At 66.0% G+C, this 16,157-nt stretch carries 15 protein-coding genes; 7 read left to right on the top strand and 8 right to left on the bottom strand.

The window, feature by feature from the left end; genetic code table 11:
- From F3J15_RS28330 to F3J15_RS28310, 5 genes are all read right to left on the bottom strand, one after another.
- A partial coding sequence (locus tag F3J15_RS28330; protein ID WP_166895364.1) for a 2Fe-2S iron-sulfur cluster-binding protein occupies positions 1–433 on the bottom strand: 433 nt, incomplete at its 3' end.
- A 74-nt stretch (positions 434–507) separates the two neighbouring features.
- Positions 508–1,014: a disulfide bond formation protein B gene (locus F3J15_RS28325; RefSeq protein ID WP_166895362.1), complete on the bottom strand. Its 507-nt coding sequence runs from the start codon at positions 1,012–1,014 to the stop codon at positions 508–510.
- Complete coding sequence (locus tag F3J15_RS28320; protein WP_166895360.1) at positions 1,011–2,411, bottom strand: pyridoxal-dependent decarboxylase; 1,401 nt, start codon at positions 2,409–2,411, stop codon at positions 1,011–1,013. The genes F3J15_RS28325 and F3J15_RS28320 overlap by 4 nt, the downstream gene beginning before the upstream one ends.
- A 37-nt stretch (positions 2,412–2,448) precedes the next feature.
- Positions 2,449–3,675: an MFS transporter gene (locus F3J15_RS28315; RefSeq protein WP_205191041.1), complete on the bottom strand. Its 1,227-nt coding sequence runs from the start codon at positions 3,673–3,675 to the stop codon at positions 2,449–2,451.
- Between the two features lie 112 nt (positions 3,676–3,787).
- Positions 3,788–4,741: an iron-containing redox enzyme family protein gene (locus tag F3J15_RS28310; protein WP_205191040.1), complete on the bottom strand. Its 954-nt coding sequence runs from the start codon at positions 4,739–4,741 to the stop codon at positions 3,788–3,790.
- Positions 4,742–4,935: 194 nt separating this feature from the next.
- Between F3J15_RS28310 and F3J15_RS28305 the strand changes: the two genes are divergently transcribed.
- The 7 genes from F3J15_RS28305 to F3J15_RS28275 all read left to right on the top strand — a co-directional run bounded on the left by F3J15_RS28305 (position 4,936) and on the right by F3J15_RS28275 (position 10,948).
- A complete protein-coding gene (locus F3J15_RS28305) occupies positions 4,936–5,373 on the top strand; it encodes a 2Fe-2S iron-sulfur cluster-binding protein (protein ID WP_240158590.1) in 438 nt (145 codons plus the stop codon).
- A 55-nt stretch (positions 5,374–5,428) separates the two neighbouring features.
- Positions 5,429–6,181, top strand: a complete 753-nt coding sequence (locus F3J15_RS28300) for a hypothetical protein (protein WP_069250438.1) — start codon at positions 5,429–5,431, stop codon at positions 6,179–6,181.
- A 13-nt stretch (positions 6,182–6,194) separates the two neighbouring features.
- Positions 6,195–7,520 (top strand): ATP-grasp domain-containing protein, encoded by a 1,326-nt coding sequence (locus tag F3J15_RS28295; RefSeq protein WP_166895358.1) that lies wholly within the window; start codon positions 6,195–6,197, stop codon positions 7,518–7,520.
- 2 nt (positions 7,521–7,522) lie between these two features.
- Positions 7,523–8,845 carry an ATP-grasp domain-containing protein gene (locus F3J15_RS28290; protein ID WP_166895356.1) on the top strand — a complete coding sequence of 441 codons (1,323 nt, stop codon included), beginning with the start codon at positions 7,523–7,525 and terminating at the stop codon, positions 8,843–8,845.
- Between the two features lie 34 nt (positions 8,846–8,879).
- Positions 8,880–10,124, top strand: coding sequence for an ATP-grasp domain-containing protein (locus tag F3J15_RS28285; protein WP_166895354.1), 1,245 nt, complete (start codon positions 8,880–8,882; stop codon positions 10,122–10,124).
- Positions 10,125–10,152: 28 nt separating this feature from the next.
- The gene (fdxA, locus tag F3J15_RS28280; RefSeq protein ID WP_069250442.1) at positions 10,153–10,476 is read left to right on the top strand and encodes a ferredoxin FdxA; all 324 of its coding nucleotides are present in this window, start codon (positions 10,153–10,155) and stop codon (positions 10,474–10,476) included.
- Between the two features lie 85 nt (positions 10,477–10,561).
- Positions 10,562–10,948, top strand: a complete 387-nt coding sequence (locus F3J15_RS28275; protein ID WP_166895352.1) for a nuclear transport factor 2 family protein — start codon at positions 10,562–10,564, stop codon at positions 10,946–10,948.
- A gap of 73 nt (positions 10,949–11,021) precedes the next feature.
- On the opposite strand, the gene F3J15_RS28270 is transcribed toward F3J15_RS28275, so the two are convergent.
- The 3 genes from F3J15_RS28270 to F3J15_RS28260 form a co-directional block, all read right to left on the bottom strand.
- Complete coding sequence (locus F3J15_RS28270; protein ID WP_166895350.1) at positions 11,022–12,056, bottom strand: helix-turn-helix domain-containing protein; 1,035 nt, start codon at positions 12,054–12,056, stop codon at positions 11,022–11,024.
- A gap of 332 nt (positions 12,057–12,388) precedes the next feature.
- Positions 12,389–12,838 (bottom strand): hypothetical protein, encoded by a 450-nt coding sequence (locus F3J15_RS28265; RefSeq protein ID WP_240158592.1) that lies wholly within the window; start codon positions 12,836–12,838, stop codon positions 12,389–12,391.
- An 88-nt stretch (positions 12,839–12,926) separates the two neighbouring features.
- A complete protein-coding gene (locus F3J15_RS28260) occupies positions 12,927–15,929 on the bottom strand; it encodes a LuxR C-terminal-related transcriptional regulator (RefSeq protein ID WP_166895348.1) in 3,003 nt (1,000 codons plus the stop codon).
- Positions 15,930–16,157 lie beyond the last annotated feature (228 nt).

Genomic DNA, 16,157 nt, shown 5'->3' with positions numbered 1-16,157 from the left:
CGTCCTTCAGGATGAACTCGACGTACTGGCCCGCGAGATACTGCAGGCGTTCGTTGGCGGGCAACTGGAGCTTCACGACCATCACGTCGTCGGCCTTGCGCTCGAGCGCGGCGATGCGGCACGGCAGCTTCTTGACCTGCACGCCGTCGACGCCGGCGATTTCACGCACGTCGATTTCGAGGTCGCACTGCGCCTTCGAGCAGCACAGCAGCGCGAGGCCGCGCGTGCGCTCGTCGTTGGACAGCGCCGACGCGGCGTGCGGGCCCTGTTCGATCTGGCCCGACACGATCTGGCCCTTGCAGGAGCCGCACGCGCCGTTCTTGCAGCCGTACGGCAGATGGACGTTCTGGCGCAGCGCGGCCGCCAGCACGGTTTCATCCGACTCGACCTGGAATTGCCGGCCGCTTTGCGTCAGTGCGACTTTGAATGTCATGGTGTGTTTGACGACGGTGTGCGGACACCGGTGTCGCCCGATCACACCGCGCGTCCGCACGTCAGAGGGAGGAATCAGGCGGTGCGGACGACCGCTTGCGCGCGTATCCGCCAGCCGAGCGCTGCCGCAATCACGGCGAACCCCGCCAGCGCCCACATCGGCAACGACAGCCCGAGAATCGGCGGATACAGCGTTTCGCACAACCCGCCGACCTTGAAGACCAACGGCAGCCAGTGCGCCGGCGGCAGGCTGTCGACCAACGGCTGCAATGCATCGAAGCCGCAACTGAATCCCGGATGAGCCTGCACGTAGATGTGCCGTATGGCGACCGCCGCGCCGGCCAGTGCGGTGGCCAGCGAGAGTCCTCGCAGCAACGCAACGCGGCGCCCGCCTGCTGCCCCTACGAACGCGAACAGTGCGATCAGCAGGAACAGATAGCGCTGGATGATGCACAGCGGGCACGGATCCTCCTGCCACACCAGCTGGATCCACAGTGCGCCGGCGACGAGCGCGAGGCTGCCTGCGCCGATTGCCAGCAGCGTCCACCGTTCCGCGCGGGTGGCGTCGATCGGGGCGCTCATCGCACGGCTCCGAGTGCGCTGACCAGCGACTCGAACACGCGGTCGACATCGCGCGTGTCGGTCCGCCAGTTGCAGAACGCGGCGCGCAAGCCCCACGTGCCCGCATGGACCGTCGTCGTGATGAAGACGTCGCCGAGATCGCGCACCGCGCGCATGTATGCGTTGACGCGTGCCTCGTCGGGCTGCTCGGCGAGCGTGAAGCAGACGACGTTGACGCGGGTCGGCGCCAACAACGCCAGGCCCGGCTGCTCGGCGATCTGCCTGCCGAGCCGATGCGCGAGCGCGATGTTGCGCCGGACGATTTCCGCATGGCCGTCGCGGCCGTACGCAGCAAGCGCGAACCAGGTCGACAGCGCGCGCAACCGGCGCGAATTCTCCGGCGTGAGGTGGACGAAGTCCGGATTGTCGGTCGGCACGCCCAGGTACGCGGAGCTGTTCTGGAAGACCCGCACCTGCAGGTCGCGCCGGCGGCTGAACTGCACCGCGGCGTCGTACGGCACGTTCAGCCACTTGTGCAGGTCGATGCAGATCGAATCGGCGTCGTCGAGGCCGCGCACGAGCGCGGCGTGGTCGGGCGACAGCGCGGCGAACGCGCCGAACGCCGCATCGACGTGCAGCCAGAACGGGTAGCGCGACCGGAGCGCGGCGATCGCCTGCAACGCGTCGTAGTCGACGGTATTGACCGTTCCGGCGTTCGCGACGACGATCACCGGCTCGCCCGCGAAACGCTGCAGCGCGGCCTCGAGTGCGTCGACGTCGATCGCCTCGCGGTCCTTCAGCGTCGGGATCTTCTGTACCGCGCGACGCCCGATGCCGAGCACGGAGAGCGCCTTGTAGATGCTCGAGTGCGGGGTGCCGGACAGCACACGGATCGGCGGCAGCATGCCCACGCCATCCTCCGCGATGTCGACATGCTCCGGGCATCGTTCGCCCAGCCATTCGCGGCCGATGGCGAGGCCGACCAGGTTCGACATCGTCGCGCCGCTGACGAGCACGCCCTGCTGCGCATCCGACAATCCGAACAGCTCGCGCAGCCGTGCGACGGTTTCGCGCTCGAGATCGGGGGCCGAGCTGTCGATGCCCGCCGTCGGGTTCTGGTCATACACGCTGGTCAGCCAGTCGCCGGCGAGCGCGGCGGGCGTCGCGCCGCCTGTCACGAAGCCGAGGTAGCGCGCGCCGGCGCTCCCGGAGAAGCCGGGGGCCCAGCGCGCCAGGAAATCGTCCAGTGCCGCGTCGAAGCCGGGGCCCTGGGTCGGTAGCGGGTGCGGCACGGCAGCGGGCGGCGCGAGCGCGGCCGGGCGCTCGTCGATGCGGTCCAGCACGTCGAGCGCGTGATCGAGGGTACGCTGCAGAACCGCTTCGATGCCGACGAGGTCGTGTGAGAGTTTGGCGTCCATGCTGTCAGTGGAGGTGGGTGGAGGAAAGAGACGGACGTCACGCACGCGGGCGCAGCGTCGCATACCAGAACAGCAGCGCGAGCGCGCTGAACGCGGCGCCGAGCGTACAGACGCCGGCCCAGCCGAAGCGCGCATACACGTAGGTCGACGCGATCGAGCCGGACGCGCAGCCGGCGGCGTAGAGCAGCATGTAGCCGGCCGTCAGGCGGCTGCGTGCGTCGGGGCGCACGCCGTAGATCAGGCTCTGGTTGGTCACATGCACCGCCTGCAGGCCGAGGTCGAATGCAACGACGCCCACGACGAGCGCCACGAGCGAATGCATCATGAGCGCGGTGGGCAGCCATGACACGAGCATCAGCGCGAGCCCGATGCCGGACGTCCATTGCGCCAGGCCGCGATCGGCGAGACGGCCGGCGCGTGCGGCGCCGAGCGCGCCCGCCGCGCCCGCGAGCCCGAACAGCCCGATTTCCGTGTGCGACAGCGACAGCGGCGGCGCGCTGAGTGGCAGCACCATCGGCGTCCACAGCGTCATCGCGGCCGCGAAATGCAGGAAGGCGATGAATGCGCGCACACGCAGCACGCGCTCCTGCGCGAAGAGGGCGAATACCGACGCGATCAGGCGCGGATACGGTTCGGCGACACCCGGAAGGCGATGGTGCGGGAGGACGCGCGACAGGACGACGGCGAGCAGCAGCATGACGCTGGCCGACGTGAAATACACCGCGCGCCATCCCGCGAGGTCGGCGATCGCGCCCGAGAACGTGCGCGCGAGCAGGATGCCGAGCACGATGCCGCTCGTCACCGTGCCGACCACCTGCCCGCGTTCCGCCGGTTCGGCGAGCCCCGCCGCGAACGACACGAGCACCTGGGTGACGACGCTCAGGAAGCCGATCAGCGCCATGCCGGCGAACAGCACGGAGGCGCGCGTGGCGGTGGCGATCGACAGCAGCGCGAGCGCACAGACGACCGACTGGATCAGGATCATCCGGCGCCGGTCCCACAGATCGCCGAGCGGAACGAGGAGCAGGAGGCCGAGTCCGTAGCAGATGCTCGTGATCGTCATGATGCCGCCGATGGCGGCGCGCGAGATGTCGAACTGGCGCGCGAGCGTGTCGAGCAACGGCTGCGCGTAGTAGACGTTGGCGACGGCGAATCCCGCCGTCGTCGCGAACAGCAGCGTGACGGGGCGCGTCAGCGTGGCGTGGGCGGCCGCCGCATGGGTCTGCGGGGCGCGCGGTAGCGGAGACAGTTGTTCGAGGCTCATGATGGTGACGGGGTGCGAACCGGCATGAAGAAAGCAGGCGGGGCGGCGCACGCGGGTCGCGCGGACCGCCCCGGGAAACGGCTCGGCGCGTGGGGTAGCCCGCGCCGCCGCGTTACTGCAGCGACTGGCGCATGTTCTCCATCACCTGGCCCGCGCCTGCGTAGTAATCCTTCTCGACGTTGAAGCGGATCAGGCAACCGATGCAGATGTCCCGGATCGCGGCCGGGTTTTGCGTCGCGAGCGGCAGCAGCACGCGCTTCACCAGGCTATTGCCGTGCACCACGTCGATCTTCGTGTGCAGCACGTGGTAGGCGATGACTTCCTCGGGCACCTGGTGGCGGCGCATGCCCTTCACCATCTTCGAGAAGCGGTATGGCACCGTGTCCTCGAGCAGCGTCAGCGTGCCGAGCAGGCGGACCACGTACCAGCGGCGCAGCGCGTACATCGACAGCAGGTTGCCGTTCTTCAGCGCAAGGGCCGACGACAGGATCGACGGGTCGAAGCGCTGCAGGTACTGCCGGAAATGCGGCTCGGCCTTGCCGAACAGCAGCGTGTGCATGCCTTCCAGCTCGCCGAGCCCCATTTCGTCCCAGAAGTTCTCCGCGACCGCGAGCTTCATGTCGCCCAGCATGCCGATCTGCGACAGCGCGATCGTGTCGTCGAAGCGTCCGTCGACCTGGGCTTCGAGGCAGACGTAGAACGCGAGCTGCTCGAGCGACGCTTCCTCTGCGAGAAAGCGGAAGAACGGTGCGACGGCCTCGCGATTCGTACGACGCAGCGTGTAGTACCACTCCTCGAGTTGTTCGGCGTTCTCGGGCAGCCCGGACAGGTCGAGGCGCGATTCCTCGTGGAGATTCCACTCGCTTTCCAGCGCCAGGATCTCGTCGTATTCCGCCGGTTGCGGAATCGTGTCGTATGCGCTCGGCGGCGCGAGTTCGCGCAGGTAGAACGCGTTCAGGCGCTTCTGTGCGTCCAGCGTATTGCAGCGCGGAACGTCTGCCGTTTCGGGGCCGTGTGCCGCGTGGATCAGGTGCTGTGCTGCTGCTTGAATCGCTTGCGTTGACATGCTTGTCGCTCCAGTCTCGGGATGGGAGGGATTGCGGACCATACGACTCCGCTGATGGCGGATACCGGCGCCAGGGCCGCGCTGCGAAGCCGACGATGATGGGAAATGTACTGAACGCGATGCGCGGCGGTTAGCCGGCGCGTCTCAATGGATTGACAGTGCGTCCCAGCCCGCACGGCATTCGGTGCGGGCGGATGCACAGAAACGAATCGTCGGTTTGTTGGGACAAAAACGCTAACGGTGACGGCCGCGCTTTTCATACATTACGTGCACCGGGCTCGCTGCTGCGTTCGCAGGTGACGGCGGCCCGGATGGACACGGAGGATGAAGCGATGCACAGACTGACGTTGCTGCCGCAGGGTATCGAAGTATGGCTTCCGGATCGCGCTGCGTTGACGGAGCTCGACTTCGAGCTGCACGGACAGGAATCGATTCCGTTCGGCTGCCGGGCGGGTGCGTGCGGTGCCTGTGTCATCGAAGTCCTGGACGGCCTGCCCAATCTCGGCAGCCGGCAGGTGGAAGAAGCGGCCTTTCTCCGCAGGCTCGGATATCCGGACGAGCACTTCAGGCTCGCGTGTCAATGCCGGCTGACCGGCGCGGCGACCGTGCAGGTCGTCACGTCCGACGGCTGAATCCATCAACGTTGCGTTCCATGCCTGTCTCCACGTCATTTATATAGGATTTCTTATGAGTAATCGTGTGAAAAACGCCGGTCTCGAGCACCGTACGCCGTTCCTGAATGCAGCCGCATCCGCGCAGTTGCGCGGCGAGATCGATGCACTGATCGATCGTCAGATCGACACGTGGTACGACACCGTGCCGTATGCCGCGCACCTCGAAGGCAAGACCGTCGACAGCGAGTACTACCGTCGCCACCTGATCGAAACGGCGTGGCGTATCCGGCTGCTGCGCGTGTCCGAATCGAAGGCGCTCGCCGAGATCGCGAAGCGCAGCCCGGAAGCGGCGCAGATCTGGGCGAACTACGAGCGCGAGGAAATGCTGCACGACGACCTGTTCATCCAGGATCTCGAGCGCGCCGGCGTCACGCGCGACGCGTTTCTTGCGACGGAGCCGTACCTGTCGACGAAGCTGCTGACCGGCTATTTCTCGTATCTGCTCGATCACGAAGGCCCGCTCGGCGTCGTCGCGTACTCGTATCTGGTCGAGTACGTGAACGTGAAACTCGAGCCGCGCAAGATCGAGGCGCTGAAGGATTCGGTCGGCGAGCAGAACATCGGCGGGCAGATCGCGCATTCGCACACCGACATCAACGACGACCATCCGGGAGAAGTGTGGGCGGCGATCCGCTACCTGCTGCGCGACGACGATGACATCGCGGCGCTGAAGCGCTATCTGGGCGAACACCAGACGGTTCTCGCGCTGTATTTCAAGGAACTGTACGACGACAAGATCGCGTCGACGCTGAAGGCGGCAGCCTGACGGGAGAGCCGACATGCTGGCTGATGGCGTTCTGATTCTGAGTCACTGCGGTTATTCGTTCGTCGAGGATCTGGTCGCGGCGATCGGCCAGCGGCAATTGCACGCGTACGTCCTGTCTTCCCGGCCGCTGCCGGAGCACGCGGGGCGCCTCGACGCGCTGCGCGCGCTGGCGGCCGGCGTCCATGCGGGCGACGCGCACGAGCTGTCGGAGGAGGATGTCGACCGCACGCTCGACGCGTTGCAGGCGCGCGGCGTGCGGGTGCGCGCCTGCATTTCGGTGTGGGAAGGCTACCGCGGGCTGATGGCTCATGCGAATGCGCGCCTGGGTGTCGCGGATCTCGCACCCGCACAGGTCGAATCGCTGCGCGACAAGCTCCAGGTCCGCAACGCGCTGCATGCGGCCGGCCTCTCCAGCCGAATTGCGCGCACGCTCACACCGGACGTGCTGCGTGCGCTGCAGGCGACGGGCGGCGACTATTTCGTGAAGCCGGTGCAGGGCATCGCGTCGTACGGCGCCTTCCGGCTCACGCACGACACGACCTGGGCGACGCTCGAGGCGATCGCGGCCGAAGCGCGGGCCGATACGGTCTATGCGTCGGTGCTCGGCAACGGCGTCCGTTTCATCGCGGAAGAGTACGTGAGCGGGACCGAGTGCAGCTTCGAGGTGCTGGTGGTCGACGGACGTCTGCATGTGGTCGCGATCCACGAGAAATGCGAGCTGACCGAAGCGAACGGCACCGTGCTGGAAGACAGCTGCACCAGCCCGCCCGTCTCGATCGCCGCGCACGAATGCGCGGCCGGCATCGCGTGGCTCGGCAAGGTGTTCGCGCACCTTGCGCTCGACTGGGGCTGCTTCCATGTCGAGGCCCGTTTCGACGGTGCACGCTGGGATCTGATCGAGATCAATCCGCGCGTGGGCGGCAGCCTGATTTCGCCGAGCGTGAAGGCGCTCACGGGCGCGGCGAACCTGCTCGACATGTGGCTTGCGGTGCTGCTGCTGGATGCCGATGCCGCGCGCGCGTCGCTCGCGCACCTCGCGTATGGCGCCGACGGCCGTGCACCGGGGCCGAACGCGACGGTCTTCCGCGTCTACTTTGCGTCACCGGGCCGGATCGAGTCGATCGAACTCAATCCGCTGCCGCGCGCACCCGTGGTGACGCAGGTGTTGCTGAAGTCTGGTGACGAAGTCGATCCGGCATCACGCGAAGTCTTTCTCGGTCAGCTGTTGTGGTCGATGAGCCGCGCGGAACGCGACGCCGAACTCGACACGCTGCTCGCGGCTTCCGCGGAGGCCATCACTGTGCACTACCGGGTCGCCGAACCCGAGCTGGGAGCCTGATCATGACTGCTCGTTCCGCATCGACGCTGTTGATCGTCGACTACAACCTGAGCCGGGTGGAAGACGTCGCACACCTGGCGCGCTACGCGCGCGAGCGCTACGGCGCCCGGACGGTGCTGATCCGTTCGGGCCCGAGCGAACGTGACCGGCGTATCTGCGACGACGTGATCGATCTCGACCCGCTCGCGGACGGCTTCGTCGACGCCGCCGTTGCGCAGCTCGCGGGCATCGCGGGCGACCTGCGGGCCGGTATCGTGTTTTCGGACAACGCAGTCCAGCAGGGCGCCGCGCTGCTGGAACGGCTCGGCCTTCCGGTCGATTCCGCGTCGCTGGCGGCCGGTGCGTTCAGCAAGCACGCGTATCGGGTCGCGGAACACCGCGTGCGTGCGCTGCTCGAAGCGCAGCGCGTGATGGTGCCGGACTATGCGGAGGCGGCGTCGGTCGACGATCTGCGGCGCTTCGCCGCCGCGCATCCGGGCGGCTTCGTCGTCAAGCCGTCGTGCGAGGGCAACAACCGCGGCGTGGTGGTCGTGCGCGACGGCGACAGCCTGGACGCCGCGTTCAGCGAGGTCGCGCCGTACGTGTCGCGCGGCGTGATCTGCGAAGCGTTCATTCCGTTCGCGCGCGAATTCTCGTTCGACGGCCTGGGTGCGCTGGCGTTTACGACCGAGAAGGTCAGCGCGACCGGCCGCTATCCGGTCGAGGTCGCGCAGATCCTGCCGTCGCGGCTCGCCGATCACGAAGCGGACACGCTCACGCGCGCGGGCCGCCTCGCGAATCTGCTGGTCGGGCAACGCGACGGCCCGTTTCACAACGAGATCAAGCTCAGCGACGACGGGTTGCAGGCCGCCGTCGTCGAACCGAACCGGCGCCCGGCAGGCATGAAGATCTGGTGGCTCGCGCGCTGGGCTTACGGCGTCGACCTGTTCCATGCATGGATCGACACGGTCTGGGGCGTCGCGCCGCCCGTGACGCTGCCGGCGCCCGCGCGCTTCGCGGCCGCGGTGATGCTGGGGGTCGCATACGACCGGCAGTTTTCGCCGCAGGACGTGCGAGCCGACGCGGACCCGCTCGGCGACGCAATCGCCGACACCGTGCGCACGCTCGGCTTGCGCGACGGCGCGCTGCAATCACAAGGTTTCGAATGGCTGCACGCGGACCGACGCTTCGTTCACGCGATCGCACGCGACAACGCCGATTTCGTCGCGCTCGCCTGCATCACGCTCGAACCGGGGGACGCCGATATTCGCGATGTCGTCGCGACGCTGCGCGCGCGCTGGCCGGCTGCGCTCGATGCGGCTTGCGAAGTGCGCGCGGCGGCGTGACCGCCACCGTCAATCCATTGGTCCGGAGACCGCGATGAACATTCTCGTATTGCACCGCGTGCCCTATCCGCGCATCGACTATGCGCGCGGCATCGATCACGATCGGCATGACGTCACGTATTTCGGCAAGCGCGACATTCTCGACACGATTCCGGCGGAGCTGCGCTGCTCGCGTGTCGAGCGGGCCGGCCTCGCCTCCGCGTTCGATGAGGCGAGTGCGTGGCTCGAAGCCCGTCCGCAACGATTCGACGCCGTGATTTCCTTGTCGGAGTACGAATTGATCGACGCGGCAAAGCTGCGGGCACGATTCGGCATCGCCGGCAAATCGGTCGAAGACGTGATGCTGGTGCGCGATAAGGTGAAAATGAAGGCGGCGGTGCACGACGCCGGTGTGCGCGTGCCGCGCTTCCTGCCGTTGCGCGCATGGATCGACGCGCAGGGGCACACGCCGTGGCACGGCAAGACGGTGCTGAAGCCGCACAGCGGCGCGTCGAGTGCCGACGTCGTCGTGTTCGATACGCCCGCCGCGCTGTTCGATGCGTTGGCGGCGCGTCGCACGGGCGTCGCCGCGCTCGATTCGGACGCGCCGGGTATCGAGGATTTTCAGCTGGAGGAATTCGTCGACGGCCCGATTCTGCATTTCGACGGCATCGTCGCGGACGGCACGCCACGCGCGGTCACTGCGAGCCGCTATGTAGGCACCTGCCTCGGCTATGCGGCGGGCCAGCCGCTCGGCTCGTTCCATTTCGCGCTGAGCGACACGGCCCGGCGCTGGGTCGAGCGCGTGTTGGCCGCGGTGCGCATCGACACGGGCAGCTTCCACCTGGAAGCGATCGAGCAGGATGGCGAACTGGTGTTCCTCGAAGTCGGCAACCGGGTCGGCGGCGCGGACGTGGTCGCGACGTTCGAACTTGCCACCGGCATCCATCTGCCGTCGGTCGAATTGCGGCTGCTGATCGGCGAGCCGGCCAGCCTGCCGGCGCGCACCGCGTTCGCGCAGCAGCTCTGGCATGGCTGGTTCGTGTTTCCGGGCCATCACGTGCACGGCGGCCGCTTCCACGGGTTCTCCGGCATCGAGCCGTTCCGCACGAGCCCCGCGGTACTCGCGTGGGCCGAACTCGAGACGGGTCGCGCATTCGCGTCGAACGTCACGTACTCGGCGCGCGAAACCCCGCTTGCGGGGATTATCGGCACGCCGAGCCCGGACGAGACGCGCGAGTGGATCGAGCGGCTGTTCGCCTCCGCGTCGCTGTGCGTTTCCGTGCCGGCGTCGTCCTGACGCACGGGCCTTTCGACAGGAGCCGAACATGGCACACGTGATCACGGAGAACTGCATCAAATGCCGCTACACCGATTGCGTCGAGGTGTGCCCGGTCGATTGCTTTCACGAAGGCGCGAATTTTCTGGTCATCGACCCGGACGAGTGCATCGATTGCGGCGTGTGCCGTGCCGAATGCCCGGTCGGCGCGATCTTTCCCGCCGACGAAGTGCCGGCGGTGCAGTACGCGTTCGTCGCATTGAACGCGACGCTGTCGAAGACGTGGCCGAGCATCACGCGCAGCCAGCTGCCGCCGGTCGACGCGGCCCGCTGGGCGAATGTCGACGGCAAGATCGCGCTGCTCGAATCCTAGCCGGCGACACGACGATATACCGGCATCGCGGCGGGAGCCGGTCTCGACAATCCCGCTTTGCCATTCACCATTCATGGAGGTTTGTATGGCACTCAATCCGCTGCAACAGTTCTTCTCGAAGGTCGGCGCCGGTGACGTACCGGGCGCGCTCGCAGTGATCGACGACGCGACGGTGTTCGAGCCGCAGGGTCCCGAAAGCCTGCCGATCTACGGGCGCTTCGTCGGCAAGGCCGGTGTCGAACGCCTGCTCGGCACGCTGGTCGAGCAGTTCGAGACCGAGCAGTTCGAGATCCGAAAATGGGCCGAAGCCGACGAATATGTGTTCGCGTACGGCTACATGCAGCATCGCGTGCGCAAGACGGGCCGGACCTTCAAGAGCGAATTCGCGGTCGTTGCACGTATCGAGGGCGACGTGATCCGCCACTATCGGATCTTCGAGGACACGGCTGCCGCCGTCGAAGCGTTCGCCTGATTGTTCGGCCGCATGCGCATACGGCCCGGTGCACCGCACGCCGGGCCGTCGTGCGCTGTGTGCGCCACGACGTTCAGCGAATCTGCGCGAGCCAGCCGTTGTAGTCGGTATCCGTGTGGCGTTGCAGGCGATGCTGCGGGCTTCCTGCGACGACGCGCGTCTCGCTCGGCGCGTGACCGAACTCCAGCTTGAACGCGCGACTGAGCTGCGTGTTGCTGTTGAAGCCGTATCGGTATGCGAGATCGCCGATCCGGTGACGCGGGCTCTCGGGCGACATCAGCGCGCGATGAATCGCGAGCAGGCGGCGTTTGCGGATGTAATTCGCGACCCCGCCATCCTGCTCGAACAATCGGTACAGGCTCGAGCGCGAGATGCCGATTTCCTTGCAGATTCGATCCGGCGACAGGTCCGGTGATTCGAGGTTCTGCCGGATGTATTCCTTGATTTTCACGTACAGGGTAGACAGCAACTCGTTGCGCGCATTCGAGATCTCTTGTGCGGTCGGGCTGAGCATCGCCTTCACCAGGCTCAGCGTCGCCTGCTCGGCATGCAGCGCTTCCGACTGCGACAGCGTGCCGATCTTGTCGAGCAGGCTCCTCAGGTAGCTGTCGAGGAGCTGGCTGATTCCGCCGCTGAAGATGGTGCCGTGGACGCTCGACGGCAGGCTCGGCAGCATGTCGCGCGCGACCAGCAGCGTGACCGCGTCGCCCGCCTGGATTTCACGGTGATAAGGACGCGCCTGGTCGACGACGAGGATATCCCCGGGCTGCACGAACACCGGCCGTCCGTCGATCTCCCCGCGCACGCTTCCCGCGTCCCGCAGGTTGAACGAATAGTTGTCCATCCCGTCCCGCCGAATGAACGCCGCCGAACGGTTGAGCGCGTACGAGAGCGGAACGGCCGGGTTCCCCGGATGATGGTAGGTCCATTTGCCGACCGAGATGTTGCCAAGCGTGTAGCCGATAAACTGGTAGTCGATTATCGGGTCAATCGGCGTGGTTAAAGCGAACTCCGCAATCGAATACTGGGTCTGCCATGCCTCGAGACGTTCGGCAGGTGAATAATCCTGTAGAGAGAAACGGAAAGGCGGATTGGTCGAGCTGCTCATCTTGTGGCCCTCAATATCGTATTTTGGTTTGCTAAATTATAGAGGGGTTTCTTAAGGGAATGGGATGGGCGGAGGGGCACGTTGCTAGATAGATTTTCTTCTATCTATATAAGTTATTTGGAGGTTTGAATTGCGTCTGGATTGAGGGGTTTCTGTAATTTTTGGTGGGACTCAATCGTATGGAATACCTTGTGGGGCGGCCCTGCTCTTCAAGGAGGTCTGATAGTGAAACGATGATTGCAATTTTTTGAAATTTTATCGGGCTATTGGGCGTTGATATTGCTTTCGATTATCTTTCGTCGGACGTGTTGCTCGCTTGTCGAACGCCGCACCTAGATGATTCGGTTCCACGAACCGTTTTCAGCTTTCTCGGGCTCGACGAATGCCCAGATCGCGCGGCAGCAGGTGCAGCGACAGTACATCGCGGAGCCTGCCGAATCGGGGCCTTCGGAAGAGAAATGAGGTTGGGGAATGTCGGAGAGGACGCCGTTTGCGATGGCTGCGTCACGACGGTGGGTGTACTGCTGATACTCATGATGTGACGCGAATGCTTTGGGCTCGCCGACACGGAGACAGTGTATGCACCCCGGAAGCAGACGTGCGATCGCACCGTTGCTTTGCGCTTCACTGCCTCGCCTCAGTTTCAGCCATTCACCGCGGGGGATGTGTGCGTCCACACGCGTTCTTTCGCCGTCAAGCCACACGCGCAACTGATGCAGGTCGATCTCTCGTTCGCGATAGCGGCGGAGCATGTTCTGAATATCGGGGTCCATTGCGGTCATGCAGCTGATTTTCGACGGGTGTCGTCCGGATGGGACTGCGTTGGAGACGGGCTTCCGGTCGTCATAAATACGATGCGTCGCATGTGTGTCAGGAATTGGCTTCCCTGACCTTGCCGCGCTCGGCCGGTGTCACGCCGAGCGCGCTTTGGACGGCCTCGAAGCGCGAGCCGACCTTGAGCTTCTCGAAGATGTTCTTCAGATGCCACTTGATGGTCTCGGGCGCGACCTGCAGCGCCCGCCCGATTTCCTTGTTCGACATGCCGCGGGCAATGTGATTGAGGATCTCGATCTCACGCGCGCTGAGCAGGTTTCGCGCGTCGCGCACGTCGCTGTCGTCCGTCGGTGTGCGACGCGGGTCGAACGCGGCGAGCAGTTGGTCCACGAAGGCCGGTTGAACGCCATCGCGTCCGGACGCTTCGCGGCGCAACTGAGTCAGCAGGCGCAGCATCGGTTCGCCTTCGTCGACGAAACTGCCGATCATGCCGTTCGGCTGCGCATAGCGCAGCGCGTCCGTCAGCGCGGCCGACGCCGCTTCATGCGCGTGTTCCTGCTGGAGCGCGATGGCGTACAGCAGCGACATCCGTGCTTCCAGGTAGGTCATCCCGGCACGGGAGAGCGTGGTCCTCAACTCGCGCAGCCGTTCGGCCGCCCGATCCGGCCGGCCTGTCGCCATGTCGAGCCGTGCCTTGATCTCGCACCAGCTGGCCCAGGTCTCGATGAAACTGCCCATCGGCGTCGGAATCTGCTCGGGCATCAGCGCGTCCAGTGCGCCGGCGGTTTCCCGTGCGCGATCGACCCAGCCCTGCTGCAGGCACAGCCGTACGATTTCCGCGTCACACGATGCACGCATGCGCAACCAGTGTCGGGACGCGGCGATTTCGCTGGCCTGCTGCAGGCACAGCAGCGCGGACGCGATGTCGTCGTTTCGCGCGTGGAGCCGCGCCGCGGTGCGGCAGTAGCTCGACAGGGAGCCGAGCGGGCACGCCTCCGCCGTGATGGCCGAGCGATCGTTGATCAGCTGCCGCGCACGGGGCACGTCATTCTGCTCGTAGCAGAGTGCCGCCAGGTAGCCGGCCGGAACCGCCGCCGCCGCCGAATGGCGGAACACGTTCGCTTCCGCATGCGCGATCGCCCGCTCCATCAGCACCATCGCTTCCGGCAGGCGGCCGCTCACCAGCAGGTTCAGCCCGAACATGCATTCGCGATAGACGTTGGCGTAGATGAAATCGTGATCGTCGGCCGGGACGGCGGCTGCGCCGTGCCTGAGGCGCTCGACCTCGTCGAAGCGGCTGTCGTAGATCAGGCCGAAGATGTGCGCCGTTTCCCCGAGCCGCCTGACCCACGCAGAGGCGGGCAACGACGAGAGGACGACTTCGCGTCCCAATTCGAGTGACCGGTAGCTGTCGTCGTCGAAGCCGGAAATCGCCGCATCCACGGCAATCATCTCGATCGGCAGCGCCGCGTCGGGTTCGCCTTCTGTCCGCGTGCGATCGGCATGATGGCGCGCAAAGTCGGATTGCGCGTGTCGCAGCACCTCGCCGGCCTCCGGCATGCGCATCAGGAACGCGAGCGCCCATGCATTCGCCAGTCGCAAGCGCAGCCGCGACTTCACCAGTTGGCGCGGCAGCTTGCCGATCAGGCTCAGCAGCGTGTTCACGTCGCTGCGATCCATCAACGCGGCCGCGCAGTGCTCGACCCAGACCGCGGCCTGCAGCGTGTCACCGGCGGCGAGCGCGTGACGTACGGCGTCCGGCCATTGCCGCGCATTCGCGAACCACTGGCCGGCGCGTTGGTGAAGCCGCGGCAATTCATCGGCCAGTTGCCGGGCGGCCCGCCGCCTCAGCGCGTCGGACAGCAATGCGTGATAGCGGAACCATTGACGCTCGTCGTCGAGCGCGCGGATGAACAGGTTGTGACGCTCGAGCCAGTCGAGCTTTTCCCAGCTGCGCGCGCCGGCGCCCATGATGGCGTCGCAGAGGTCGGGGCTCAGGTGATCGACGATCGAGGTCCGCAGCAGAAACTGATACATGGGGCGCGGCAGATGCGACAGGACGGCATCGTCGAGATAGGTGTCGATGCCGAATCGATTGCCGGCGAGATCGCGCGCGACCTTGGCGGCGTCCGTTTCTTCCTTCAGCGACAGCGACGCGAGTTGCAGGCCCGTGATCCATCCTTCGGTTGCGTCATTCAGCATCTCGACGGCGCCGCGGTCGAGCGGCGCGGTGCCGGTGCGCGCGAAGAACGCCTGTGCATCGTCGGCGGAGAAGCGCAGATCCGATTCGTCGATCCGCAGAAGCTGGCCCTGCATGCGGAGCTGGGCCAGCGCCAGCCTCGGCTCGCCGCGCGCGCCGAGCAGGACGTGGAAATTCGCCGGCGCGTAGCGCAACAGCCGCGACACCACCGCACATACCGGGGGCGACGTGAGCCGGTCGAAATCGTCGAGGATCAGAAAGACCTGTTTGCCGCACGCGGCGATCTCGTTGAGCAGCACGGAGATGACCGTCTTGCCGGGCGTCATCGGATCGCGGCGCAGCAGCTTTTCAGCCTGCCGACCGACGCCGCCCGTGCCATGGTTCAACGCAGCAACGAGGTAGGCGCCGAGCTGGTCGGGATTGTCGTCGTCATGGTCCAGGCTCAGCCACGCGACGAGCTGATGGCGGGTGCGGAGCACTTCGCACCATTCGGACAGCGTCGTCGTCTTGCCGAACCCGGCCGGCGCGATGACTAGCGTGACCGCGTGTTCGGCCGCCGCAGCGAGCTTCTTCGACAGCGTCCGCCGGGCGACCCGGAACCGGGGCGGGCGCGGTGGCGCCATTTTCGTCTGTATCAGCGAGAGATTCCAGAGAGGCTCATCGGATTCGGACGGCAAGTTCATGGGGGGTAAGTCCGGAATGCACCACATCATGTTAATGATAGTCGCCCCCACGACGATGAGGGTTTTCCCACGGTAGGGGGGTGATCGCGCGGCGCCCCCCCGACGCCAGGCTTCCGCCTCCCCTTTGGCGGGGGGCAAATCCCCCCGGCGTGCTCTTAGTCTTGCACTCAGTTCACGTCGGTCCGGCGCTGCGATGCGGTCGTGATCGTTTCGCATGACGTCGTGAACGACGTGCTTCGTCGAAGCGCGCTCTATCGGAAATTCGTCAAGGAGTCCTGCGTGCCTGCCGCATCGCCGACCGGTCAGACGTCATCGACCTGTACCTGCCTGCTGCGGATCACGCCAGGGCCCGACGAGGTTCGCCGCCTGACGCGCATGGGCAATCGCGCGCGTTGCCGCTGGTCGACGCGATTCGCGTACGCCATTCCCTCCATGAGCCGGGAT

The sequence above is a fragment of the Burkholderia sp. Ap-955 genome, assembly GCF_011753045.1.
Classification (GTDB): Bacteria; Pseudomonadota; Gammaproteobacteria; order Burkholderiales; family Burkholderiaceae; genus Burkholderia; species Burkholderia lata_D.
Note: the sequence above shows the minus strand (reverse complement) of the source record. Positions and strands in the feature narration are given on the sequence as shown.